General features: G+C 69.5%; 14 protein-coding genes and 1 pseudogene. 12 read left to right on the top strand and 3 right to left on the bottom strand.

The genetic code is table 11. The features are described from left to right. Positions 1-77 precede the first annotated feature (77 nt). Positions 78-442, bottom strand: a pseudogene (locus tag OOT42_RS20015) (DUF2399 domain-containing protein). A 258-nt stretch (positions 443-700) separates the two neighbouring features. Here OOT42_RS20015 and OOT42_RS20010 point away from each other — a divergent pair. After that, positions 701-4852: an Eco57I restriction-modification methylase domain-containing protein gene (locus OOT42_RS20010; protein ID WP_273652904.1), complete on the top strand. Its 4152-nt coding sequence runs from the start codon at positions 701-703 to the stop codon at positions 4850-4852. Continuing rightward, positions 4849-8373: a helicase-related protein gene (locus OOT42_RS20005; protein WP_273652903.1), complete on the top strand. Its 3525-nt coding sequence runs from the start codon at positions 4849-4851 to the stop codon at positions 8371-8373. Before OOT42_RS20010 ends, OOT42_RS20005 begins: the two co-directional genes overlap by 4 nt. 328 nt (positions 8374-8701) lie before the next feature. Here OOT42_RS20005 and OOT42_RS20000 read toward each other — a convergent pair whose 3' ends face one another. Further along, positions 8702-10018, bottom strand: coding sequence for a helix-turn-helix domain-containing protein (locus tag OOT42_RS20000; RefSeq protein WP_273652902.1), 1317 nt, complete (start codon positions 10016-10018; stop codon positions 8702-8704). Positions 10019-10250: 232 nt separating this feature from the next. On the opposite strand from OOT42_RS20000, the gene OOT42_RS19995 reads away from it, so the two are divergent. The 9 genes from OOT42_RS19995 to OOT42_RS19955 all read left to right on the top strand — a co-directional run bounded on the left by OOT42_RS19995 (position 10251) and on the right by OOT42_RS19955 (position 21241). Then, a complete protein-coding gene (locus OOT42_RS19995; RefSeq protein ID WP_273652901.1) occupies positions 10251-11522 on the top strand; it encodes a hypothetical protein in 1272 nt (423 codons plus the stop codon). Continuing rightward, on the top strand, positions 11519-12085 hold the full coding sequence (locus tag OOT42_RS19990; protein WP_273652900.1) for a hypothetical protein: 567 nt from the start codon (positions 11519-11521) through the stop codon (positions 12083-12085). The genes OOT42_RS19995 and OOT42_RS19990 overlap by 4 nt, the downstream gene beginning before the upstream one ends. Next, a complete protein-coding gene (locus OOT42_RS19985) occupies positions 12082-12705 on the top strand; it encodes a hypothetical protein (protein ID WP_273652899.1) in 624 nt (207 codons plus the stop codon). The genes OOT42_RS19990 and OOT42_RS19985 overlap by 4 nt, the downstream gene beginning before the upstream one ends. After that, positions 12702-15794: a hypothetical protein gene (locus OOT42_RS19980; protein ID WP_273652898.1), complete on the top strand. Its 3093-nt coding sequence runs from the start codon at positions 12702-12704 to the stop codon at positions 15792-15794. Before OOT42_RS19985 ends, OOT42_RS19980 begins: the two co-directional genes overlap by 4 nt. Then, positions 15791-17128, top strand: coding sequence for a hypothetical protein (locus OOT42_RS19975; RefSeq protein ID WP_273652897.1), 1338 nt, complete (start codon positions 15791-15793; stop codon positions 17126-17128). The genes OOT42_RS19980 and OOT42_RS19975 overlap by 4 nt, the downstream gene beginning before the upstream one ends. 1012 nt (positions 17129-18140) lie before the next feature. Then, positions 18141-19736: a TROVE domain-containing protein gene (locus OOT42_RS19970; protein ID WP_273652896.1), complete on the top strand. Its 1596-nt coding sequence runs from the start codon at positions 18141-18143 to the stop codon at positions 19734-19736. Positions 19737-19938: 202 nt separating this feature from the next. Continuing rightward, positions 19939-20085: a helix-turn-helix domain-containing protein gene (locus OOT42_RS19965; RefSeq protein ID WP_273652895.1), complete on the top strand. Its 147-nt coding sequence runs from the start codon at positions 19939-19941 to the stop codon at positions 20083-20085. 347 nt (positions 20086-20432) lie between these two features. Beyond that, entirely contained in the window at positions 20433-20858 is a 426-nt protein-coding gene (locus OOT42_RS19960; RefSeq protein ID WP_273652894.1) for a hypothetical protein, read from the top strand. Positions 20859-20932: 74 nt separating this feature from the next. Then, entirely contained in the window at positions 20933-21241 is a 309-nt protein-coding gene (locus OOT42_RS19955; protein ID WP_273652893.1) for a hypothetical protein, read from the top strand. A 139-nt stretch (positions 21242-21380) separates the two neighbouring features. On the opposite strand, the gene OOT42_RS19950 is transcribed toward OOT42_RS19955, so the two are convergent. Beyond that, complete coding sequence (locus tag OOT42_RS19950) at positions 21381-21794, bottom strand: hypothetical protein (protein ID WP_273652892.1); 414 nt, start codon at positions 21792-21794, stop codon at positions 21381-21383. 161 nt (positions 21795-21955) lie between these two features. Between OOT42_RS19950 and OOT42_RS19945 the strand changes: the two genes are divergently transcribed. Then, positions 21956-24718 carry a beta-L-arabinofuranosidase domain-containing protein gene (locus OOT42_RS19945; protein WP_273652891.1) on the top strand — a complete coding sequence of 921 codons (2763 nt, stop codon included), beginning with the start codon at positions 21956-21958 and terminating at the stop codon, positions 24716-24718. The last annotated feature ends 61 nt before the right edge of the window (positions 24719-24779 follow it).

Raw genomic sequence — 24779 nt, 5'->3', positions numbered from 1 at the left:
ACGCCGCCGTGTGTGTCCGCAGTGACCCCTACAACAGCGTCACCAGCCGCTCACCTCAGGGCGACGACGGTGGGGGCTCAGCGCACGTCGGCCAGCAGGACGCCGAGTAGCGCCTCCTCGTGCACGGCCACCTCGAGATGTCTCATCAGCACCGCCAGCTGCGGGTCCCACGGCGTGGCGACGGGTGACTCGGTGAGCAACTGCCCGCCGGCACGCGGCAGCGCAGTCGCGTAGTCGTTCCCGTTCATTCGCCACGGGCGCGCACCGGCGGCGATGACCCGGCCCGCGATCGCGACGCCCGCCCAGTCGAGTCGCCGTGGTAGGCGATCTGCCCACCGTCGGCCATGACCTGTCGCAGGAGCATCCAGCCCGCTGACGCGGGGTTCCCGGCGGTGCACACCACGACGTGGCCCACACGCTCGGGGGCTATGACCTGCAACACCTGCGGGTTCTCGCACACCCACACCTGCGTCCCGGGCTCGACGATGGCGCCCGCGCCCTTGAGCTCGCGCCGTCGTGAGTTCGGCCAAGCCCGGAGAACTGTGGCCGCGGCACAGGGCTCGCACGTCGAGGAGGCGGGAGACGAGCCGATCCGCGTCGTGATCGTCGTCGAGTCGACGTGGCGGTCCGCCTGAGCGCCGATCGTCGTGGGTAGGGTCTTGTCGGCTAGAACCACGCGTGCTACGGGGAGACGAGAACAGTGCAGCTCGATGCGGACCGGCGCGTGCCATGGACTCAGCCCGAGGCGGCCGCGGGGATCACGCCGCAGGCCGTATTCCTCGGCCCCGACGCGGATGGGCTCGGCAGTCTCCAGGTTGCTACAGCGGAGGCCGCCGCTGCCCCGTCTCGGTCCGCGCTTCGCGAGCTCTACACGGCGCGAAGGGGTCGTCGTCAGATCACCCTCGTCGTCGCGGTCACACACGGCGACACCGCTTACCTGTTCGGTCCAGACCCGCAGGCTGCGACCGTCGAACTGCCGGTCGAGGCGGCGCAGCGGCAGCTTCAGTCTGCGCTGGCGGAGCCGGACGTCGAACGCGCTTCAGAACGGCTCGCCAACTTTCGGAAGGCACAGGAGTCGACGGCGGCGGGCTTCACCAACTCCGGCCTCTTTGCGACCCACCACCTCACGGCGAACCTGCCCAGGCGTCCGGACTGGGCGTCACTTGGGGAGGCCGGCCGCGCGATCCTGACCAAGCGGGATACCAACCTCATTCAGTCGCTCGGGTTCCACGCGACTCGCCACACGTCGAGCGCGCTTCTCCTCGCGAGCGACGATCACCGCCCACGTGCCGTGGCGGTCCTGATCGACGCGACTGAGCAGTTCGACCAGAAGTCGGCTCGGCTCAGCGGATCGCCGGTCGCCTACGGTCTCGCGATCGCCCAGCAGCAGGAGATCCCGTGGCTGGTGGTGATCCGCAAGGACCAGATCCGGCTCTACCCGGGCCGCGACGGCGTCGGTGTGGGCGCCAAGGGCCAGACGGAAACGTACTTCGAGATCGATCTTGCGACCATCGACGCCGACCACGCGGCCCTGCTCCCGCTCGTGTTCTCCGCCGCGGCGCTCGCGACCGACGGCAGTACGGACCAGATTCTCGCCGACTCCGCTCGCTACGCAACAGAGCTGGGCAAGCGGCTCCGCGAACGCGTCTATGGCGAGGTGGTGCCGCCGGTCGCTGTCGAGGTCGCCCACCAGCTCGCAAAGCAAGGTCGAGCGCTCGATGCCGATGGCCTGGCGACGGCGTACCAGGTGACGCTTCGCATCCTCTTTCGGCTCCTGTTCCAGGCATACGCCGAAGATCGGGGCCTGCTGCCTGCGGGCCGTAACGAAGGCTTCGACGCCAACTCGCTCAAGAGCCAAGGGCGCCGTCTGCTCGACGCCGGTGAGCTCGTGTTTGGTGATGCGCCCATCCTCTGGCGCGACCTGGAGCAGGTCTGGCTCGCGATCGACAAAGGTCAACCGCTCTGGCAGGTCCCGGCATACAACGGCGGACTGTTCGCCTCCGACGCTGACCGCTCGCCTGACGGTGCGCTCATCGCGAGCATCGAACTACCCGACCGGGTTCTCGCGCCGGTGCTTCGCTCACTTCTCGTCGATCGCACCGAGGACGGCACGGACGGCCTCGTCGACTTCCGCTCCCTGTCGGTGCGCGAGTTCGGCACCATCTACGAAGGCCTCCTCGAGTCGTCGCTCTCGCGAGCAGACCAGGATCTCACCGAGGACGCCAAGGGCGCCTGGGTTCCCGCGCAGGACGGCGACCGCGTGCTCGTAGGTGCGGGCGGCGTGTACTTCCATTCGGCATCGGGCGAGCGGAAGGCGACCGGCTCGTACTTCACCCCGAAGGTCGTCGTCGACCACCTCGTCGAGCGTTCGATCGTCCCGGCGCTCACGAAGCACCTCGACCGCATCGCCGCACACCTCAGTGCGGGCGACGCCGCGGCCGCGGCTCGCGACTTCTTCGACTTCCGCGTCGCCGACCTCGCCATGGGGTCCGGCCACTTCCTCGTCGCAGCGATCGACAAGATCGAGGCGCTCATGCGCACGTTCCTCACCCAGCACTCCGTCCCCGGGGTCACCGAGGAACTGCGTCGCCTCGCGGAGGTAGCTAAGGAGGCACTCGGCAGCGACGACGTCGCCAAGCTCGACGTCGACGAGGTAGGTCTGCTTCGTCGCCAGATCGCGCGCCGCTGCATCTACGGTCTCGACATCAACCTCATGGCCGTAGAGCTTGCCCGTCTCGCCCTGTGGATTCACACTTTCGTGCCCGGCCTGCCGATGTCGAACCTCGACCACGGGCTCGTCTGTTCCAACTCGCTCACGGGAATCGGCACAGTGGACGAGGCCGTCGATGCGCTCGCCAAGGTTGCGGAGACCACCCTGGCGGTTGAGCCCGGCGAAGCCGCCGACTCCTTGGACTTCGAGCAGGAAGCTCTGTTCGGCGACGTTCAGCACGAGTCCGCGCTGGCGCCGAAGCGCCCGAGGGCGAAGGCGAGCGTCGGCTACAAGGCCGCGATCCGGGCACTGCTGCGCGAGCACCTCGACCGAGTCACCCCACTGCTCCTCGACGTCGCGAATGCGTCCGAGGCGACGAAGGCGGAGGTCGAGGCCGCGGCGACGCAACTTGCTGCCGCGCGCGAGGCGTCCACTCCCATCGCGCGACTCTTTGATGCCGCAATCGCGATCCGCATGGGTGCCTGGACCACGCACATCACGACCCAGGCAACGCTGCGACGCCTTACCGAAGACCGCACGCCCTCGGAGATCGTCGCACCGCTTCGGCCCGCGAACCTGCCGGTTCTGTTTCCTGAGGTATTCCTTCGGGAGGATCCTGGTTTTGACGTCGTTCTTGGAAACCCTCCGTGGGACAAAGTGCGACATGAGTCGACGTCCTTCTGGGCCGTCCGTGATCCTGGCTTGCACGCACTCTCGGCTGGCCGGCGAACCGCTCGAATCGAAGATCTCAGGTTGCTGCGCCCGGTGGATGCAGCGGTCGAGGACGCCGAACGCTTGGAGCGAGAGGCGCTCCAGGAGTTCTTCAAGACCGCGTTCCAATGGCGAGGTGGTACGCACCTTGAGCTGGCTCAACTCTTCTTGGAGCGAGCGCTCAAGGTTGCCAGAAACCGCGACGGCGAAGTCGCGCTCGTCCTACCTCGTCAGTTCACAGTGCTGGCTGGCTGGAAGACCTTGAGAGCGGAGCTCTTTGACCTCCGCGACGCGCTCCTTGTTCAGGGACGGAACAAAGGCGAGTGGCTCTTCGAAGGGGTCGACAGCAGATATGCAGTGGTCCTGCTCAACGCGTCACCGCTCAAAGGGCTGCCGATCCGGGTTGGTGTCGTCGGGTCGGGCGCCGATCTTCTTGCTTTCGAGGAGGCTCAGGCAATCGAGTTTTCGCGGGACCAACTCGCCGAACTGTCCGAGACGATGATGGTCCCGTGGTTTGACGATGCCGGAGGTCGAGTCGTCTTCGACAAGATCCGCAACAGGCCGACTCTATCCAGCGGCAGCGCATGGGTTGAAGGCAAGAGCAACTCAGGCCAGTGGGATTTTTCCGGATCCGGGCGGCACAAGGCGTTCGCTACGACCTCAAAGTCGGCCCCCGCGGCCTGGGGCGTCTTGATGACACGCCATGTTGATCCCTTCGCGATTGCGGACGATCCGATCCAGAAGTGGGTGAACGACCCGCCGGCTCTCGCGGCGGCCAACCCCGGCCGTGGATTGATCGTGGCGAACGGCGTGGCAGCGCTCGATGAGTCGCATCCACTGATCACCTACAGGTTCCCTTCGCGAAGCGACGATTCGCGGACAATAATCGCTGCGGCGTTGCCAGAGCGCGGCTACCTGTATTCGACTGGCTACTCGCATGGAGTCGCGCATCCGGACGCCACGGAGACGAGGGAGAAGCTCGCTCTGCTCGGGTACATGAACTCAATCGTTGCGGACTGGTGGGCCCGTCGATTGGTCGATCGCCACGTTGGCGCGAGGATTGTCAACGGGCTCAGGCTCCCGGCGTGGGATGCCGAAACGGTAGGTCGGGTCGCCGCACTGACAGCTGAGCTGACGTTTCGCTTTGGGTGCACTCAACTTCCCGGGCGGATCGCCCTGACCCCGAACAGTGAACTTGGCGCTATGTCGGCGACCGACATGCGAGTCCTCATCGATGCGACGGCGGCGCTCGGGTTCGGCATCACGCCAGACGAACTCGCCGTCGTCTTCGAAGACTTCAAGGACTCGCGCGACTCCGTGTCCCTCGAATACCGCGGCCTCCTTGAGTCCGCCCTGACGTCCGGATCGGCGCGGCGGCAGCTCTCGGCGATGAGCCCGTTTGTGCCCCTAATCGATGGAGGCAAGGCGTGACTGGTCTGCCCGACTTCGCGACAAATCCACTGGATGGTGTCTTTCACGAGACGGTTGCTGACAAGGTCAATGAGCTGCTCTGCTCGGCGCGAGACAATAAGGTCGTTCCGCCGCCAGTCGCGATCGCTACGGCATACGTCAACCCCGCAGGGTTTGTGCTCATTGCCGACGAACTAGAGAAGGCGCCGCGAGTGCGGTTGCTACTCGGCGCCGAGCCGGATGCCGAGTCTGTCCGCTCGGTCAACGCTGGCGACTCTGACGCCGTCGAGCGCCGTGACGCCGCCCTCGACCGTCACCAGGCGTGGCTCGAGGCCGAGCGCGACACGATGGGGTTCGACTACACGCCGACTCAGGAGGCGCGGCGGATGGTCCAGTGGCTCGAGTCAGTGGACCCCAGCGGCATTGCGAAGGTCGAGGTACGTCGGTATGTGCGTGGGTTCCTCCACGGCAAGACGTATCTCGTCGAAGACGGCGCCGCTCAGGCGGCGCTCGCCGGGTCCTCGAACCTCACGTACGCGGGTCTCGCCTACAACGCGGAGCTCAACCTCGGCACGATGGGCGGCACCCACGCTGCGGCCAAGGTGTCCGAGTGGTTTGACCACTACTGGGCGCGCTCTGAGCCCTACGACCTTGCCGGCCTCTACGGACGTCTGTGGGACCCGCACGCCCCGTGGACGATCTACCTGCGCATGCTCTGGGAACTCTATGGCTCGGCGATCGCTGAGGAGGAACCGAACTCGCGCACTCTTCTCGGGCTGACAGAGTTCCAGGCGGACGGCGTAGCGCGAATGGAGCGCCTTCTCGATGAGAACGGCGGAGTGCTTGTCGCCGACGAGGTCGGCCTCGGCAAGACCTACCTCGCGGGTGAGGTCATCGCCCGGGCGTCGGCGAACCGGCAGCGCGTCCTCATCGTTGCCCCCGCGGCGCTCGTCACGTCCATGTGGACCCCGTTCCTCGACGACCCCCGGTTCTCCAGGTGGGTCGACGTCTACTCCTACGAGAAGGTGCGCAACCAGGTCGACCCGACGCTGTCGACGTTCGACGCCTCGTTCGCAGCAAAGATGGACGACTACTCGCTCGTCGTCGTCGACGAGGCGCACAACCTCCGGAACGCGGGCGCCCAGCGCTCGGGCGCGATCGATTCCGTGATTGCCGCGGGGGCGAGCCCGAAGAAGGTCGTCCTTCTCACCGCGACGCCGGTCAACAACTCGCTCGCGGACCTTGAGACCCTCGTCAAGTACTTCATCCGGGACGACGCGCGCTTCGCCGGCATCGGCATCCCGTCCATCAAGAAGTACATCCGCGCCGCGCAGGACGTCGACCCGGCAAACCTGACGCCGGAGCACCTGTTCGACCTCATGGACCAGGTGGCAGTGCGCCGCACCCGGAAGTTCGTCAAGGAGCACTACCCGAACCAGACGATCACCGGGCCGGACGGCAAGCCGACCACCCTCCGATTCCCCCAGGCGAAGCCGCGGCGGATCGACTACCCGATCGATGACGAGGGCGTGGCCCTCATCGACGCGATGGTCTACGCGCTCGACGACCCAACCGACCCGCATCGGCCCAACGCGTGGTCGCAGCGCGTCGTCGACCCAGATCGCCTCATGCTCGCGCGCTACCTGTCGAGTTGGTACACGCTCGCGCATGATCTCGAGACATACCAGATCACGAACGTCGGCCTCCTCCGTTCCGGCCTGCTCAAGCGTCTCGAGTCGAGCCCCGAGGCGCTCGCGGCGTCGCTGGAACGCATGATCGGCTCGCACGAGGCGTTCCTCGCGGCCCTGGCTGGTGGGTGGGTCCTCACAGGCGATTCCCTCGCGGACTGGACATCGTCCGACAGCGACGACCTCGACGCGTTCGTCGAGACACTCGACGCGGACAAGCGTCCGGATGCTGCTGCGGACTACCACCTCGCCGAGCTCACCGCCGACGTCACCTCCGACATCGAGCTGCTTCGGCGCCTGCACGCGCTGACGCAGGGTGTCGTCACGACGAGCGAGCGCAAGTCAATGGAGCTCACCGTGGCGATCTCGGCGGGTGTTGACGCCGTGGATCCCACGGACTCCCGCCTGATGTCAAAGGTGGGCGCGCTCGTCGTGGAACTCGCGCGCATCGCGGAGGCCGCGCGCAGGATCGACGCCCGAGGCGTCTCCGGACGCGATCGGCGCAAGGTGGTGATCTTCTCGGCCTTCGCCGACACCGTGATCCCCGTTCACGACGCCGTCGTCGCCGCGATCAACGCAGCCCCGGCAGGTTCGCCGTTGTCGGACTATCGAGAGCGCGTCGCCGAGCCGATCATGGGTGCCTACGCCAAGACGCTCGCGCGGGGTGCCACCGGTGGCGTCGACCAGGGTGGACGCGCCGCCGTGATCGGTAGCTTTGCTCCCGAGACCGCTAGCGAGCGAGTCGGTGGCAAGCCCGTTCACGAGGACCGCTTCGACATCCTCTTCACCACCGATGTGCTCGCCGAAGGCGTCAACCTCCAGCAGGCCGGTCAGATGATCAACTACGACCTTCCGTGGAACCCGATGCGGATCGTTCAGCGACACGGCCGCGTCGATCGCATCGGGTCGAGACATGACTACGTGCACCTCGGGCTCTTCTTCCCGTCGCGCCGACTCGACGAGATGCTCCGCCTCGAAGAGACGATCGACCGGAAGCTCGCCCTCGCGGACGCGGCGGTCGGCGTCGGCGACGTCCTTCCCGGCCGCGTGTCAGGGCGCGAGATCAACTTCCATGACGCCGCCGCAATGGACGAGTTCGCGCGACTTCTGGACAACGGCGGCTCCTCGGCGTCGCTGTCCGGAGAGGAGTATCGGCGACGGCTGTTCGACGCGGTGCAGGTGGATGCCACGATGAAGTCCGACGTGCTGGCGCTGCCGTACGGGTCCGGCGCGGGCTTCGTGAGTGAGAACGTCCGGGGTAATGGATTTGTCTTCTGCGTTCGCATCGGTGCCGAGGCGAAGCCGTGGTTCCGCTACGTCGCAGCCGACGATGTCTGGAACGTGCGCCGAAGCGCCGCTGGCGTTCCGCTGGTCTCCTCCGACACGCTCATCTCGCTCCGGGTCGCTGATCCAGTCGCGACTAATCGTGACCGCTGGCTTCCCGAGGACGTGTACGCCCGGGCCTTCGCCGCGTGGTCGGTCGCACGAGACGACGTCTACGACACCTGGACGGGGATGACCGATCCCAACGCGTTCGAGCCGGACGTACCTGCCGCATTCCGCGATGCGACCGAGCTGATCCGCGCACATGGCCGCTACCTCGACCGCGAGGCGAAGACCGCTTTGCTGCGCCGACTTCGCAGCGTGCCCCCGGTCAAGGTCGCGAGGGCGGTGCGGCGCGCGCTTACTGAGGGACGGACCGCCGAGGAGCAGATCGCCAAGGTGACCGAGGTGCTCGACGCCGCGGGCGTTGTCGCGGCGCCGCTGCGCGAGCCGCTACCTGCGGTCGAGAAGCACGAGGTCCGGCTCGTCGCGTGGATGGCAGTCAAGGGCGAGTTGGCGCCGAGTGACTGACAGCGCCGTGAGTCAGCGAGGTCCTGCCGGACCGATATGCCCGGCTCATCTGTCGCGAGCCCACAACGCGTAACCACCAGAGCCTCCACCAGACCCAGGGCGCTTCAGCGCGTACCTTGACCCACAATCGCGGCCAAGCGCGTGCGTTCGAACCGCGACGCCCGGCGTTGGTCAATTTGTTCCGCATCTCGACAATAGTTTCAGAATCACTCCCGGATACTTTGAGCACGCCCGACAGCCGCTTCGTCGTACCAGCCAGCTTCGGCTCGGCTGACTGCACCGATTGGCTAGACCACCGTCGCCGTTCCACAGGAACTCGTCGGCCCCTCTAGTCGGCCAGCTGGATCTCCAGCAGCACGTGACTGGCATCAAGCGGCCAGGTGTACCCGGTCTGGTTGATGGCGTCGTTGGCGACGTCGAACCACGTCCGAAGGGCTCCCTCCAGCCCTTCGGACGCGACGATCGGCCCGGACACCGGGCCGTACCCGTAGACCCGGCCCGCCTCGTTGAAGGCTTCGTAAGCCCCTGCCAGCTGTTGGCTAGGGACGCGGAACACTTGAGTGGTCGGAGTCACGGTTATGCGGGCGATGTAGTCGCTCGTGACCCGCAGGCGCACCCGCGCCTCCCACAGCAACGCGAACAGGTCGCGTGCCACCGCCTCGAAGTCGTCGAGGGCGACCTGCCCTCGCGCCCGCCCTTCGGCCGGGATGTAGCCGTCGCGTGTGAATGCAACCGCAACGCTGCCGTCGCCGTGCAGCTCGACCCGCGCACGGGGGGCCGCGTCCAGGCCGCCCGCGGTCAGGGCGCGCTGCGCCTGTCGAACGAACCGCTGAAGACCTCGTCGCGTGGCGGCGGCGGCCGTGAGTTCTAGTGGTCCGAACGAGCTGACAAGCGGGCGGGTGTCCGAGGCACGGCTGATGATCCTGTGGGCGGTCGAGAAACCAAGGTCTCGCGGTCGGGGAAGTGGAACGTCTGGCACCGCGAAGGCGACGACCCAGGTCGAGTCGCCGCCGGGCAACGAGTCGACGAACCCGTTGAAGCGCTCGTCGAAGGCCTGTTGCCCCTGGCGCCGGCGCGCCTCGCGCGCGACATACGCGGTGGCGATCTGACGCTCCACCATCCACGCCGTCTCCGGCCCGTCGCGGTAGGGGGCGACGAACCAGTCTCGCTGACCAGCCTTCGGATGCACGAGGTGTGGCGTCTCAGGGCTGTCCGGGACCAGCAGGGCGAGCACTCCCATGTCGTCGTCTGGTGCGGCGGTCACCGGTATCAGTTCGAGCCCGGTGACCGGTGGATAGACCAGGATGCCCGCCACTCGCCGAATGTCCCTCAGAGTGCCCTCGTCCAGGGGGCCGACGGGCGCGATGCGTTCGGCGGCAGAGGGGTATCCCTCCTTGCCGCCCTTCTGGACCACCCCGTACGCGATCATCCCGCCGCCGCTGTTGGCCAGCGCCGCGATGTCCTTGGCGAGCTCGAGTTCCTGTGCCTGCTTGCCGGCCTCCGGTGCCGGTGAGAGTGGCAGCGCACGCTTCCAGTCGAGATTGGTTGACTCGAGCGTTCGAGCCTGGCACGCACGCTCGAACAAGGCGTAATCGAGGACTGGCTCGGCCTCACCCAAGGCGGCGTGTAGCGGTGTCCAAGGCATGACCGGAGGCTAGACCTAGCGAGCTGCGCGGCGTCGGGGTTCAAGTCCCCATCCGGGCACAGAGCGCCTAACCTCCGACATCTCCGCACGGGCTGACCACCGCTCGAGATCCGCTGAACGGGGGACCAAGACGAGGGCGGACCCAGCAAATTGGGGCAGGGCTCGTCAAGGCGTGTCAGAGGCGATCAGTACGTTCCAGCTCAACCGCCAGCCCGGCACCCCAAGGAGCATCGTGAAGGCCACGCTGTTCGACGCGGAGGACCCCTCCGACGCGTACCGCACCCGCCTCGAAGCGTTCCTCGCGCCGGTCGCGGCCAACGCTGCCGCCGTGCACGACGACACCGACACCGCCCTGGCGATCGCCGAAGAGGTGTACGAGGCGTACGGCGACATCGACTCCGCCCGTGGCCTGACCCGCGCCCAGCTCGTCGAACGGTGCAAGCGGGTGTGCCCCGACACCGCGCTCATCGACGAGCGCATCGGGGTGTTCATCCGCATGGGGATGCTGCACCTGCCCAAGACCTCCCAGCAGCGGTACCTGTTCAACCCCGAAGCCGCCGCTGCGCTGGCCGTGTTCGGGCGGCTCGCCGAGGACGGCGGCGTCCAAGAGCTCCTGACGTTGCTGGATCGGACCGCGGACGCCGTCACTGCCGGGACCGCGACCCACGCGACCGTCAGCGCCGCGCTGCGCAAGATCCGCCGGATGTTCTCAATCCACACCGCGCACCTGCGTCGCCTCGTCGCTGACGAACCGCACGCCGAGCTCATCGCGCAGCGTCGTCACCACCGTGCCGCCGACCGGTTGCTGCGCGATGCGAAGCACCTCATCGATCAGGTCACCACGCGCCACCCCGATCTCGCGTCGGCCGGGGACCGGGTCATCTTCGAGGCGACCCAGTACACCCAGGCCGTGCAGAACCTGATGGAACGGCTCCTGGACGAAAGCGGCCGGCGTCGGGACTTCTCCATGCTCGACCCCGAGCAGTACCGCACCGCCGCGCAGACGTGCACCGTCACCGAGCTCGCGGTGCCGTTCGAGCGGGTGCTGTTCGACCCGCCGCACCCGGCCGTGGACGTCGCCGCCGTGCTCGACCTGCTCGACACCGTGCGGCCACGGCCCGTGCGTAAACGGCCCGTGCGGACAGAGGCCATCGACACCGGTCCCGACCCTGTGGACGCGGCCCGGGAACGTAAGGAACGGATCCTCGCGCAACGAGTCGCACGCGCTGAAGCGGCGTTGCAGGGCCAGCAGGACGTCGACCTGACCAGCCGCCTGCAAGGTGCCGGGTGGCCCGCGGCCGGGCAGATGGTTGTGGACCTCATAGCGTTGGACGCCCACCCTGACCAGCCGTACACGATCACGATGTCCGACGCGCTGCTCGTCGATGCTGACGGCTCCGTCACCTACCTCAGCCCCGTCACCGTGCACCGCGCCGCACCTGCCCTGGCCGCCGACACCCCAGCACCGCAGGACCGCACCGACGAGACGGTGGTGACCTCATGAGCGACCTGAGCGGGCTGACCGCCGCGCAACGTGTCGCCGCCGCCCGGGTGCTGCTGACGGTCCCCGCCGGTGACGAGGTGCACCACGACACCGCGCACAGCGCTCGGACCGTCGTGGATGTCACCGGTGGCCGAGTGACCCTCGGGTGGAACCCGTTGACCGACGGTGTGTGGTTCGGCGACGGCATGGACCAGGTGCGCACAACGCACAAGCTGTCCAAGCCGCTGCTGGGTGTCCTGGCCGCGTGCGTGCGCTGCTGCTGGCCCGACCCTGACAAGCCGCTGTACCCCGGGGCGGCGACCACCCGCGCCAAGGTGCTGGAGGCGTACGGGACGCTCGGGTCCGCGACCGACGATGCCGGCAGCACCGAGATGGCCTCCCGGCACGCCAAGGGTGCGCTCAAGACGCTGGAAGCGGCCGGGCTCATCGAACCGGGCGACGGTGAGGACACGTTGCGGCTCGGACCGTTGGTCGCGACGTGGCCCGCGCGCGACGAAGACCTGTTGCGCGCCCACTGGCACCGGCTGCCGGCCGTCCCCACCGTGGGGAGGCACACCGCATGAGCACCCACCTGGACGACCTGACCGAAGCGCAACGCCAGGACGTGTACGCCGCCGTGCGCATCTTGGACGAAGCCGAGCAGCCCGTACCCCGGCACCTCGTTCGTGCCGTGACCGACCAGACCCTTCGCGGCGCCCTGGAACGAACCTTGGCCGCCTCGGGGCGGGTGCTGCTGGAAACACCCGCAGGGTTCACCAGCGGGTACGACGACACCACCCGCCACGCACTCACGCGCCGAGGGATCGGGGTGCTGCCCGACACCGACCGGGCCGTTCTGACCCTGGTGCTGCTGTGGTCGGTTGCCATCCCGCGCGCTCTAGGGACCATCCCTGCCGAAGCACACTGGACCGTGGGGGAGCCCGTCGACCCGAAGATGTTGATCGCGCGCAGCAAGCTACCCGACACGACCGCCAGGGCCGCGATCACGCGCCTGCGGGCGGCCGGGATCCTCGGGTGGGGGACCAACCGGTGGCTGGTGCCCGGGCCGGCGTTCCACCGATTGACCGCCCGCGTCCAAGAAGACCTGTTCCAAGACCTCGTCCTGCTCGCAGAACCGAACGGGCCGTTGGCTGAGTCCATCAAGCGTCGCCGCGCGACCCGCTCCGGAGGTGCCCTGACATGAGCACGATGACCGCCACATCAGCGGTGTCCGTCACCGACCGGGGAGTTATCGGCGGCCGCGAGCTCGTCGCCATCCAGACGATCGACATCGCCCGGCTCACCCCGCACGTCACACCGATCGTGCCCGGGGCGTTCATCGCGATCTCCGGTCGTGGCCCCAAGGGTGACTCCAACGGGTCCGGCAAGACCAGCTTCCAGGCGGCGGTCACGGTGCTGCTGGCCGACCCGCAGTGGCGGTTCGACATCAACGGCGGAGCCCTCGCGGCCGGGCTGCTGTTCCAGGCGGCCTCGGCCGGGTTGGACGTGTCGTACTCCGCCGACCACGGCTACATCATCGGGGTGTTCGCCGACCCGGACTTCCCGATGCCAGACACGTCGGTGACGGTGTGGGTGCGGTTGCAGACCACCAGCCCGCACCTGACGGTGCGCTCCACCCGGGGCATCGTTGTCGTGGACGCCGACAACGACGACGCCCGGTACAAGCAGGCGAACGACCTGTGGGCGTCGCTGCCGAAGTCGTCGCAGTGCTCGGCACGCAAGATGTCCGAGACGCTGTACGGCGATGCGCCCCGGTGCCTGGCGTTCCTGGACACCCCGTTGCGCAAGGCCGCGCCGTCGCTGCTGTCGCAGGCGATGACGGACATGAGCCCGACCGACATCGGGCAGGCCCTCATCGACCTGGCCGGGATGCGGCACTCGTTTGACGCCGAGCAGGACCAGCGCAACAACCTCGCCGGCATGGAGCGTGCCCTCATCGAGGCGCGCCTCAAGCACCAGGAACAGCGGCGGATCGAGGACGCCGAGCTGGCTGCCATCCGGAACCGGACCAAGGCCCGGGAACGGTTGACGTACGGGGCGCACATGTGGCGGTTGCACTTCGCCAAGCGGCTCGTCGACGCCGTCCCTGAGCACGCCCGCCTCACCGGCGAGCTCGCCGACGCCAACGACACGATCCGGCTCGCGAAGGAGGACGTTGACCGGGCGCGGGCCGCGTTGACGGCGGTGAAGAACGACCAGGACGCCCAACGCCGTGAACGCGAGGCGAAGGATGTCATGGACCAGGCACGCGGTGCCGTCGAACGGATCGACGCGGCCGTCAACGAGTGGCGAGGACGCATCAACGGCGCCGAGGAGAAGCGTCCTGCGTTGCAGCACGCCGCGCACGGGTGGGATGGCGCCTCGGTCGAGGACGCCACCGCCGCGCAGGCCGCCGCTGTGGACGCGCGCGCGACCGCAAGGGTGCACGCCACCCAAGCCGCGGAACGGGCCGCCGCCGCCGAGAGCACGCTCGAGCAAGCCAAGACCGGTCGCAGCCCGCACACCACGAACGTCATCGACGCGCTGCAAGCCGCCGGTGTCGGGTGCGTCGGCCTGGCTGACACCGTCACGCTCGACGAGACCGCACGCGCGTACTGGGAGCCGCTGCTCTGGCCGTGGCGCGACGCGATCGTCGTTTCCGGTGACCAGCTCAGCGCGGCAGTCCGTGCGGTCGCGCACCTGCCCGGCACCACCCTCGTGGCTGCTGACGACGCGACCCGCACCGCGGCTGCACCTGCCGGTGTGCAGTCCGCTGCACCGTTGGGTGCGTTCCTGAGCACGCTCGCGGCCCGGTCCCGGCACGAGCACGACCCGCACCGCACGCACGATCTCGACGCAGGCATCGTCACCGTCGGCGGGTTCGACGCACCCGTCACCGGCAGGAACGCCCGTGTCGCCCAGGCGCAAGCCGCCCTGGACGCCGCCGTGAGCGAAGCAGACGCCAAGGCTGGCGAGCTCGCCGCCGCGGAGCGGAACCTGACCGAGGCGGAGCGGCGGTTGGAGGTCGCGACGGCGGCGCACGACCTCGCGGCACTCGAGGCCGCCATCACCGTGATGCACGAGCGGTTCGAGGAGGCGGCCAAGCCGCGCCCGGCCACGTTCGCGGAGTACGAGGCCGCCGAAGCGCAATGGAAGGTCGCCGTCGCGGCCGTCAGCGGGCACCAGAGCCGTGTCCTGGCTGCCGAGATGGCGCTCAACGGCCGCGAGAAGGAGCACGCCGACGCCGTCGACGACCGCGCCCGGGTGCAGACGCGGCTCGACAAGCTGAACATCACGTACTGGACGCTCGGGTGGGGCGGCACTGTAGAGGACGCGCAGGTCGCTCTCGACGCCGAACCTGAGGACGTGCGCAACCTCAAGCACGAGACGATCCGTCACCGTGCGACCGACGCGCTCGCCGAAGCGATCGACGCGTACGGGCACGACACCGACCTGTCCGACGACATCGCCGCCATCAAAGGCCGACGCTCGGAGCTAGAACCCGAAGAAGGCCGCGAGGAAGGGGCCGGTAAGCCGTTCCCGCCGTCGTTCGCCGAGCTGGCGTTGCCCTTGCAGACCCGGTTGGACGGGTCGGCCGAACGTGACCTGGTCATCGGCGCCGGGATCGAACGTGACCGAGCGCACCGCGAGCAGACCTTGGCGGAGCTCACCACCGAGATGCACGGTGCGTCGCGTTCGCTCACGGAGGTACAGGACATGATCGAGCGGTCCGTCGAGTCACGGTTCGCGCGGATGAGCACGGCGTTCAACACGTTGACGATCCAGCACGGCGGATTCGGTGGTGAGCTTCTCGTCGTCTCCGAACGACCCGAGACCGCGACCGGGGCGTGGAAGTGGCGGGTCACCCCGCAGTGGCGTCGGGCACGCGGGGCGAAGATGGTCAGCTACCAGCAGGCCGCCAACGGTGCGCAGATCAAGGTCGCCGCGTTCCACGTCACGTTGTCCGCGTTGATCGCCGGTGACCCGGACGCGCGCGCCGGGCAGGTCCTGGTCATCGACGAGCTCGGCAACTCCCTGGGGGACGTGAACCGGCGCGACGTGCTCAAGTCGTTGCAGTCCGTCGCGGAAAGCAACCGGGTCACGATCCTCGGGGTGTGCCAGGACTCCGTGCTCGACGACGCGGTGACCGCCTCTCGTGAGCTGTTGTGGTTCACCCACGCGTCCGTCGACCACCCGTACAACCAGCCGGTCAAGGCGTGGGGGTACGACGACGAGCGGCGACGGGTCGACCTGCTCGGTGAGCAGGTGCGCGCCGGACGACCGTGGCTGTGAGCGAGGACGCCGTCGAGCGTCTACCCGACGGGCGCCGACGCGTGTCGTGGGCGGACCCGAGCGACCAGGTGCGTGCGGTGCTGCCGCGTGTGGTCAGGAACGGGGAATGTCGCGACCCCCTGGACCGGTACGGGCGCGTCAAGACGGAGCGGCTATGGCTCGTGGCGAACGACCCACCGGCGCGGGACGCCATCGACCTCACTCTGGGCGACTCGGACTGGAAATGGGTCCTCGGAGCGGACCGGCGCGGCTGGGACGCGGTCCGCAAGCGGTGGGGAACCGGTGCGCTGGACGAAGCGATGGCGTTGGTCAGCGCCGGTGTGGTCGAGCTCGACGTGCACACCGCACCGGCAGGACGTCGTGACCACCGGCCCGCCGGCTGGGTGCTCTCCTCGCAGTGGTCGCAGCACCGGAAGCAACGCGTCCAGCAACGCGAGAACGAGCGGCTCACGGTGGCACGTGAAGCATCCGACCTGGCCGACGAGGTGGAGGGCCTCGACCGTTCCCTCGCGCAGGCGCTGCGGGCCACCGCTGGGCACACCGTCACCACGCGGGTGCTGCTCGCGGCGGGCCGGGATCTGCTCGACGGGGTGGCGCACGACGGGCCCCGCGCCTTCTCCCAGGTCCACTTCGAGAACACGAAAGCTCGTGAGGACGCGCATAAGCTGCTGCGGGACGCCGGTGTCAGTGACGAGACGATTACGCGGCTTGGGCTGGCGCGTTCACCGCACGTCGGCCTCGGTGGGGCGCTTGTCGTCCCGGGGTTGGACTTGACGATGTTCGCCGGTCCGGTTCGCCTTCGCGCGACCGGGAAGGATTGGGGGACCCGGCTGGGTGCGGACGCGACGGCGTTGGTGCTGGTGGAGAACCTTCAAGCGGCCGAGACCGTGTGCGACCGGTTCGGCGATGTCGCGGTCATCTGGTTCGCCGGGCAGCCAGCCGACACCGTGCTGGACGTGTGCCGGCCGTTGACCCACGAGGCCGCCGACCGGGGCATACCGGTCCTGCTCGCACCGGACGCCGACCTGGGAGGGGTGTACATCGCCCGGCGGCTCGCGCCGGCCTTGCGAGCCGGGCACAGCCCCACCGTCATCGATGTAGGGCAGTGGGCTCCGGCACCGACCCGGGCGTTCTCCGCGACCTCACAGGCGGCTTTGGTCAACCTCGCCCAGGACCCGAACCCGTGGGTGGCACGGTTCGCGGGGGACGTGCTCGAGCGTGGGTTCCCGGTGGAGCAGGAAGCCGCCATCCGGCGAGGGCTGGCGGCGACGCTGACCGCTCTCAGGGCAGACCGCTCGCCGAGGGGCTCGCAGACTGCACACATTGACTGGTGACCGATCGCGACCGGTAGCCGGTCAAAGTACGACGCTCAGCCCCGGTCAATATGTCCTACATCTCGACAGTGCGACTTGAGTCGCGGCGTCACAGAGCAGCTCCGCCCGCGGACGACGAGCGCCGTGCTGACCGCGCTCGGCGCGTGTGTCGCTGAGCCGCGGGTCGCACGTTTGCTGCCCGACATCGTCCGCGGGGGCGCGGCAAGCCGCGCTCCCGTGGCATCGACGGTTGTCACTTCGACTGTCCCACGATGCGTCCGTTTGCGTGTGCCGGCGCACGTCCGGGCGTCGATGCGTCCGCGCCGCGGGCCTGGACGGCATACTGGCGCCTCGGCCCGGGCGGGCCGAAGGTCATCGGTTATCTGGTTCCGCGGGTCGAGGGTTCGAGTCCCTCCGGCGTCTCGACGTCGTAGCTCAGTCGGCAGAGCAGCGGGCTGCGCACCGTCCCGTCAGGGGCGGTGGCTCTCCGGCGGCCACCCCACGCCCGCCCGGGCCCCCGCGCGTGCGGCTCGCTTGTCCGACCGGGTGACACACTCTCGAAAAGCGCTACTGGCAGCCCTGTGTAGACCCCTACAGTCCTCGACGACAACAGCACACGGGGAGACTCGGGTGGGCCGGAGACTGTCGGTTACCACTCCTAATGGCCAGGTCGCGGGTTCGAGTCCCGCCGTCACTCGGTGACGTAGCTCAGATGGCAGAGCAGGATCCCGGCGTCATCACACGCCCACCCGAGCCTCCCCGGAGCGGGCCGGAGTGTCTTCGGTTACCTGGTGATGGCAGTGCGGGTTCGACCCCCGACCCCTCGGGGTACTGCCCGGCGGCGCGAGCTGTCGTACCGGAGACCCGACCACACGCCCGCTCCACCCACGTCGGAGCGGTGGCGGGCCGGAGCGGATCGGTTCTCCTCACCTCTCTGGACGCCCTCGGAGGAGGGCAGCCCGGTTCGCCGGGTCCACCCGGTGCGCGCACCACGCCCGCCACCGCCCCGACGACCGACCGAGAGGAACGACCGATGGACGTGCTGCGCACGCTCGGACTGCGGCGCACGCCGCAGAGCGAGCGCGCCGACACCCGCCAGGAGCTGAACGCCGCCGGTGGCTACGCGTTCGTGCTCGACGACGTCGCGCGGCTGCGGCGTTTCCTGACCCTCGGCGTGGACGGCGGCACGTACTACGCCGCGCCGCGCGCGCGGGCCCGGGAGCACGCCGAGGTCGTCGGGCGGATGGCCCACGAGGACCCCGAGACGCTGGTCAGCACCATCGTCGACGTGTCCGTCCGTGGCGTCGCCCCGCGCCAGAACCCCGCGCTGTTCGCCCTGGCGTACGCCGCGTCGGTGCCGGAGTCGGCACAGCTCGCGCTCGCGGCGCTGCCGGCCGTGGCCCGGACCGGGACGCACCTGTTCCTGTTCGCGGGCTACGTCGAGCAGTTCCGCGGCTGGGGCCGAGGTCTGCGGCGCGCGGTCGGCGGCTGGTACACGTCCAAGGACGCCGACGCCCTCGCGTACCAGGCGGTCAAGTACCGCCAGCGTGAGGGCTGGTCGCACCGCGACCTGCTGCGCCTGGCTCACCCGACGACGGCCTCGCCGGAGCTGCGGGCGACGTTCGACTGGATCGTCCGGGGCTCGGTCGGCGACGCGACACCGTCGCTCGTCGAGGGCTTCGTGGCGGCGCAGGCGGCCACGGAGACCGCGGTGTGGGTCGACCTCGTCGAGCGGCACCGGCTGTCGTGGGAGATGCTGCCCGACGCGGCGCTGGCCGAGGTCGCGGTGTGGGACGCGCTGCTCGACGTCGGTGTGCCGCAGACGGCGCTGATGCGCCAGCTGCCCCGGCTCACGCGGCTCGGCATGCTCCCGGACCTCGGGGGCCGGACCGACGAGGTCGTCGCGCAGCTGGTCGACCCCGACCGGCTGCGGTCGGCGCGCGTCCACCCGGTCAACGTGCTCGTGGCGCAGCGGACGTACGCCTCCGGGCGTTCGGCCAGCGGCGCGGGGGAGTGGTCGCCGAGCCGGAAGGTCGCCGATGCCCTCGATGCCGCGTTCTACGCGGCGTTCGGGGCCGTCGAGCCCTCGGGGAAGCGCACGCTGCTCGCGCTCGACGTCTCGGGGTCGATGGCGGCGCCGATCTCGGGCATGCCGATCACGGCCCGCGAGGCGTCTGCCGCGCTGGCCCTGGTGCAGCTCGCGACGGAGCCGGCGGTCTCCGCCGTCGGGTTCACCACGCGGCTGGGCGGCGGCTGGAACGACAGCGCGCTGCGGCCGCTCGCGATCTCGCCGCGGCAGCGGCTCGATGACGCCCTGCGCGTGGTCGACGCGATGCCGATGTCCGGGACCGACTGCTCGCTGCCGATGGTGTGGGCGAGCGAGCAGGGCGCCGAGGTCGACACGTTCGTCATCTACACGGACAACGAGACCTGGGCGGGCAACGTGCACCCGCACCAGGCGCTCGCCGAGTACCGGCGACGGTCGGGGATCGACGCGCGGCTCGTGGTCGTCGGCATGACGGCGACGCGCTTCTCGATCGCCGACCCGTCGGACGCGGGGATGCTCGACGTCGTCGGCTTCGACGGCGCGGTGCCGTCGCTCATCACGGAGTTCGCGCGTGGCCTCTAGGGCCCCGCGCCGGTCCGACGCGCCGGCCGGGGGCGGCACCGATCACGGGGCCGCCCCACGGCCGGCGTCCGCACGATCGGCGCCCGCACGGCCGGCGTCCGCACCTTCGGACGCACCCCCGAGACCGTCCCGCCGGGGTACCTCGGATCCCCGGGCCGCCCGCGCACGCGAGCTCCATCGCAAGGCTGCCGAGGCGGACGAGGTGGCCGCGCGGTACCGCCTGGAGCGCGACCGCCTCGTTCTCCAGCTCCGCGCCGAGGACCCCGCGCGGTGGAGCTACTCCGCGATCGCCGCGGCGCTGGGCTGCAGCCGGGAGCTGGTCGCCGTCGTCGCGCGCCGGTCCCGCTGACGGCAGTCCGTCCCGCGCGACGCGTTCCGCGCGACGCGCCCCGCGACGACGCCGAGCGGTGGTGCGGCGTCGTCGTTCGCCGCCATCGGGCGCCGCAGACGACCGGGGCGTCCCGCCCCAGGACCTCGACGCTGGACGCATTCATCGACCGGTACCGAACTCACCTCTTCGCCGCGTAGGGCGAGGCGTGGGACAGTCAGCGAGTCGCCCTGACGCGACGCCGTGGTGGGGACGACCGGGTCACGACGCAGGCGCCGGCCAAGCGCCGGCCAAGCGCCGGGCGCGGATGGTTCCCGTACGGTGGCGAGCAGGCGAACCAGTTCCGGCTTCCCACGGAGAGCTCTCGGATGGACGAGACGACCGGGCAGGCCGCACGCGACACGCACGAGTCGCGAGCGGCGCGGATCGATGCTGCGTACGCGCGCAACCCACCACGAGTGGTGAGCGCCACCGAGCGGGCAGCCATCGTCGCCGAGCTCGCGCGGTTCCACGTCGTCGGACGGACCGATCACCCCGACCCGTCGGTAGCGGCATGGGTGCTGCGGGACGGGGACGACAGGCCGAATCCGTGGGCCGAGCTGATCGTGATCGAGCAGCTCGACGTGTCCCTGTGGGCCGTGACCCTGTACCAAGGGCGTCACGGTGACGTCGCCGTGCCCGCACCGGTGCAGACGTACTACACGACGACGCTGGAACGGATGGCGATCGTCGCGAAGACGCTCGGCACCGGGTCGGCGTTCACGTACCGCGTCCCGCTGGGCAACTGGTGGTGACCGGATCCCGGAGCGGCGCCGATAGCCTGGCCGCGCTCGAGATGGACCGTCGACCGAGAATCGATCGGAGCGCCATGCCCCTCGACGTCGAGGCCCAGCCGGTCTCCGACACGCTCTTCCGCCTCGAGATCACCCTCGACGGGACCGTCATCGGTGAGTACGAGCGCTCGCGCCACGCGGACATCGCGCGCAAGACCGAGGAGGTCGCGTGCGCCGGGGAGTACCTCGCGGACCTCTACCGCCGCCACGGTGCATTCCTCGTCCGGTGGGACTCGGCCACGGGCACGAAGGTCGTCCGCGACGGGCTCGGGAACCGTATCGGCGAGATCCCGCGGGACTGCTGGCGGAAGCCCGCTCGCCTCACGGCCTCGTCGCCGTCCTGACCTGCGCGTCACGTCGGGAGTCGCCCCGGGCGGGCGGGCACCTGTCTGCGTGGTTTCCGTCGTGCCGTCGTCGACGGCTCGTCCGGGCCCTGTGAGAGGGCACCCCAGCCGTCCGCGAGCGTCCGCCGCCGCTGTTCGATCAGCGTTCCGTGTGAATCTCGGGATACCGACGCCGGTTGTTGTACACCGCCTGGTCCTGGGGGTCATAGAGCATCAGGTTGCGCGCGCAGACGAGTGGCCGCAGCGACATGATCGTCGGCTTGAGCCAGGGAAACGGTCCGGAGACGTGGACGACCGCCGACGTGCGGCCCGTCCACGCCGACATCGAGACACCCGCACGCTCTCCCGCATCGTCTGAGATGCCGATCCACGTCACGCCTTCGGAAGAGTCGGGGAGCAGGCCGTACCTCTCGCCGGCGGCGGCGATGAACTCATGGGTGTCGAACATCCCGGCCGCTGGGTGGTCACGCTCGCCGAGCCTGTCGTACACCTCGACGATCATCGCGGTCTTGGCCGAGGGGGCACGGCGCCAGACGGCAAGGTCGAAGGACATGCGACCGACGCTAGCGAGGTGTCGGCACGGCGACGGCCACGCGGTCGATGCCTTCTCGCTGCCGCGGCAGGCGTTGGGGGGCTGAACCGTTTCGCTCTCCGGACCGGCTGCGTGTGTGAGCGTTAACATCGCCGCTCCGCGCCGATTCGATGGAGAATCCGATGACACGTCAGCAGTCTGCGACCCCAGCATCCGCCGAGGTCAGCCGCCGTACGGTCCTGGCTGGTGCCGCACTCGCCGGAGCGGTCACGGCGATCGGTCCGTCCCTGTTCACGGCCGCCCCGGCGGCCGCCGTCGTCCCGCCCGCGCGCGGGGAGGTCGGCGTGGGTGCCGCGGAGTTCTCCCTCGATCAGGTCCGCCTCACGGCGAGCCGGTGGATGGACAACCAGAACCGCACGCTGGCGTACCTCCGGTTCGTCGACGTGAACCGCCTGCTGTACAACTTCCGCGCCAACCACGGGCTCTCCACCGCGGGCGCAGCGCCGCTCGGGGGGTGGGAGGCACCGAGCTTCCCGTTCCGCTCGCACAGCCAGGGCCACTTCCTGTCGGCGTGGGCGCAGGCGTGGGCGGCGCTCGGCGACACCGTGTGCCGGGACAAGGCCGCGTACATGGTGGCGGAGCTCGCGAAGTGCCAGGCCAACAACGGCGCCAAGGGGTTCGCCGCCGGTTACCTCGCCGGCTTCCCGGAGTCGGACTTCTCGGTCGCCGAGACGGGCACCGGCAACGGGAACGTGCCGTACTACGCGCTGCACAAGACCCTGGCCGGTCTTCTCGACGTGTGGCGCTACCTGGAGAGCACCCAGGCCCGCGACGTGCTGCTGCGGCTCGCCGCGTGGGTCGACACGCGCACCGCGAGGCTCAGCACCACCCAGATGCAGACCACCCTGAGGGTCGAGTTCGGCGGCATGAACGCGGTCCTGACGGACCTGCACCTCATGACGAACGACGCGCGCTGGCTGACGGTCGCCCGGCGGTTCGACCACGCCGCCGTCTTCGACCCGCTCGCCGCCAACACCGACCGCCTCGACGGCCTGCACGCCAACACGCAGGTGCCGAAGTGGATCGGCGCGGCCCGCGAGTACAAGGCGACGGGCACGACGAGGTACCGCGACATCGCGCGCAACGCGTGGGCGTTCACCGTGGGCGCGCACACGTACGCGATCGGCGGGAACAGCCAGGCGGAGCACTTCCGGGCGCCGAACGCGATCTCGACCTACCTGCGCAACGACACCTGCGAGCAGTGCAACACGTACAACATGCTCAAGCTGACGCGCGAGCTGTGGGTGATGGAGCCGGACAAGGCGTCGTACTTCGACTTCTACGAGCGGGCGCTCCTCAACCACCTGATCGGGGCACAGGACCCGACCAGCGCGCACGGGCACATCACCTACTTCACGCCGCTGCAGCCCGGCGGCCGCAAGGGTGTCGGCCCGGCCTGGGGTGGTGGCACGTGGAGCACCGACTACGCGAGCTTCTGGTGCTGCCAGGGGACCGGCATCGAGACGAACACCAAGCTGGCCGACTCGGTGTACTTCCGGTCGGGCACGACGCTGACGGTCAACCTGTTCGTGCCGTCGGTGCTGACGTGGGCGGAGCGGGGGATCACCGTCACGCAGACGACGACGTACCCGGCGAGCGACACCACGACGCTCACGGTCACCGGGTCCGTCTCCGGCTCGTGGACGATGCGCGTGCGCATCCCCTCGTGGGCGACGGGCGCGACGGTCGCGGTGAACGGCGCCGTCCAGGCGATCCCGACGACGCCCGGCACCTACGCGAGCCTCACCCGGTCGTGGACGTCGGGTGACACGGTGACGGTCCGGCTGCCGATGACCGTGCGGGTCGAACCGACGAACGACAACCCCGCGGTGGCCGCGATCCTCTACGGACCCGTCGTGCTGGCGGGGAACTACGGCAGCACGTCGCTGTCAGGCCCGCCGGCGCTCGTGACGTCGTCGATCACGCGCACCAGCACGACGGCGCTCGCGTTCACGGCCCAGGCGGACGGCTCCACCGTGAACCTCGTCCCGTTCTACGACGCGCACGGCTTCAACTACACCGTGTACTGGTCCACCAACGGCTCCGGCGTCGCCACCACCGGGGCGTTCCGTCTGGCCAACGTGGCGAGCGGCCTCGTGCTCGGCATCCAGAACGCCTCGACAGCCGACGGGGCGACAGCGCTCGTCTGGGACGACAACGGCACGGCCGACCACGACTGGGGCCTGGTCGTCTCGGGCACCGCCCTCAAGCTGCGCTGCGCGAACGGCGGGAAGGTCCTCGGCGTCCGGGACATGTCGACCGCCGACGGTGCCCAGGTCGTCCAGTGGGGCGACACGGGGACGGCGGACCACCTGTGGACCGTGCTCGACAACGGCGACGGCACCCACCGGGTCCGCAACAACCACACCGGCAAGCTGCTTGGCACGGCGGGTGGGTCGACGGCGCGTGGCGCCGCGGTCGTGATGGATCCCGACAACGGCTCGGCCGACAACCGCTGGCGCTTCGTCCCGTCGGGGGCTCGCCGGATCCTCAACGTGCACACCGGCCTGGTGCTCGGCGTCCGGGACATGTCCACGGCGGACGGCGCGGCCGTCATCCAGTGGGGCGACAACGGCACCGCGGACCACCTGTGGACCGCCGTCGTGGCGAGCAACGGCTACCTCCGGCTGCGCAACCAGCACACCGGCAAGGTGCTCGCCGTCGAGGGCGGCGGCACGGGCAACGGCACCCGCGCGGTGCAGGTGACCGACACCGGCGCGAGCAGCCAGCAGTGGCGGCTGCGGTACACCGCGGGCGACACCTTCCGCATCCAGGCGGCCGGCGGGCGTGTCCTCGGCGTCGCCGACATGTCGACGACGCAGGGGGCTCAGGCGCTCGTCTGGGACGACAACGGCACGAACGACCACCTCTGGCGCTTCGTGTGAGGTGAGGTCGCCGTCTGCGGCCCCGAGGCCGGTACCGCAGCCGACTTGCCTCGACGACGTC

Source organism: Cellulomonas fimi (assembly GCF_028583725.1).
GTDB classification, from domain to species: domain Bacteria; phylum Actinomycetota; class Actinomycetes; order Actinomycetales; family Cellulomonadaceae; genus Cellulomonas; species Cellulomonas fimi_B.
The sequence above is the reverse complement of the archived record's forward strand: the minus strand, read 5'-3'. Positions and strand labels throughout refer to the sequence as shown.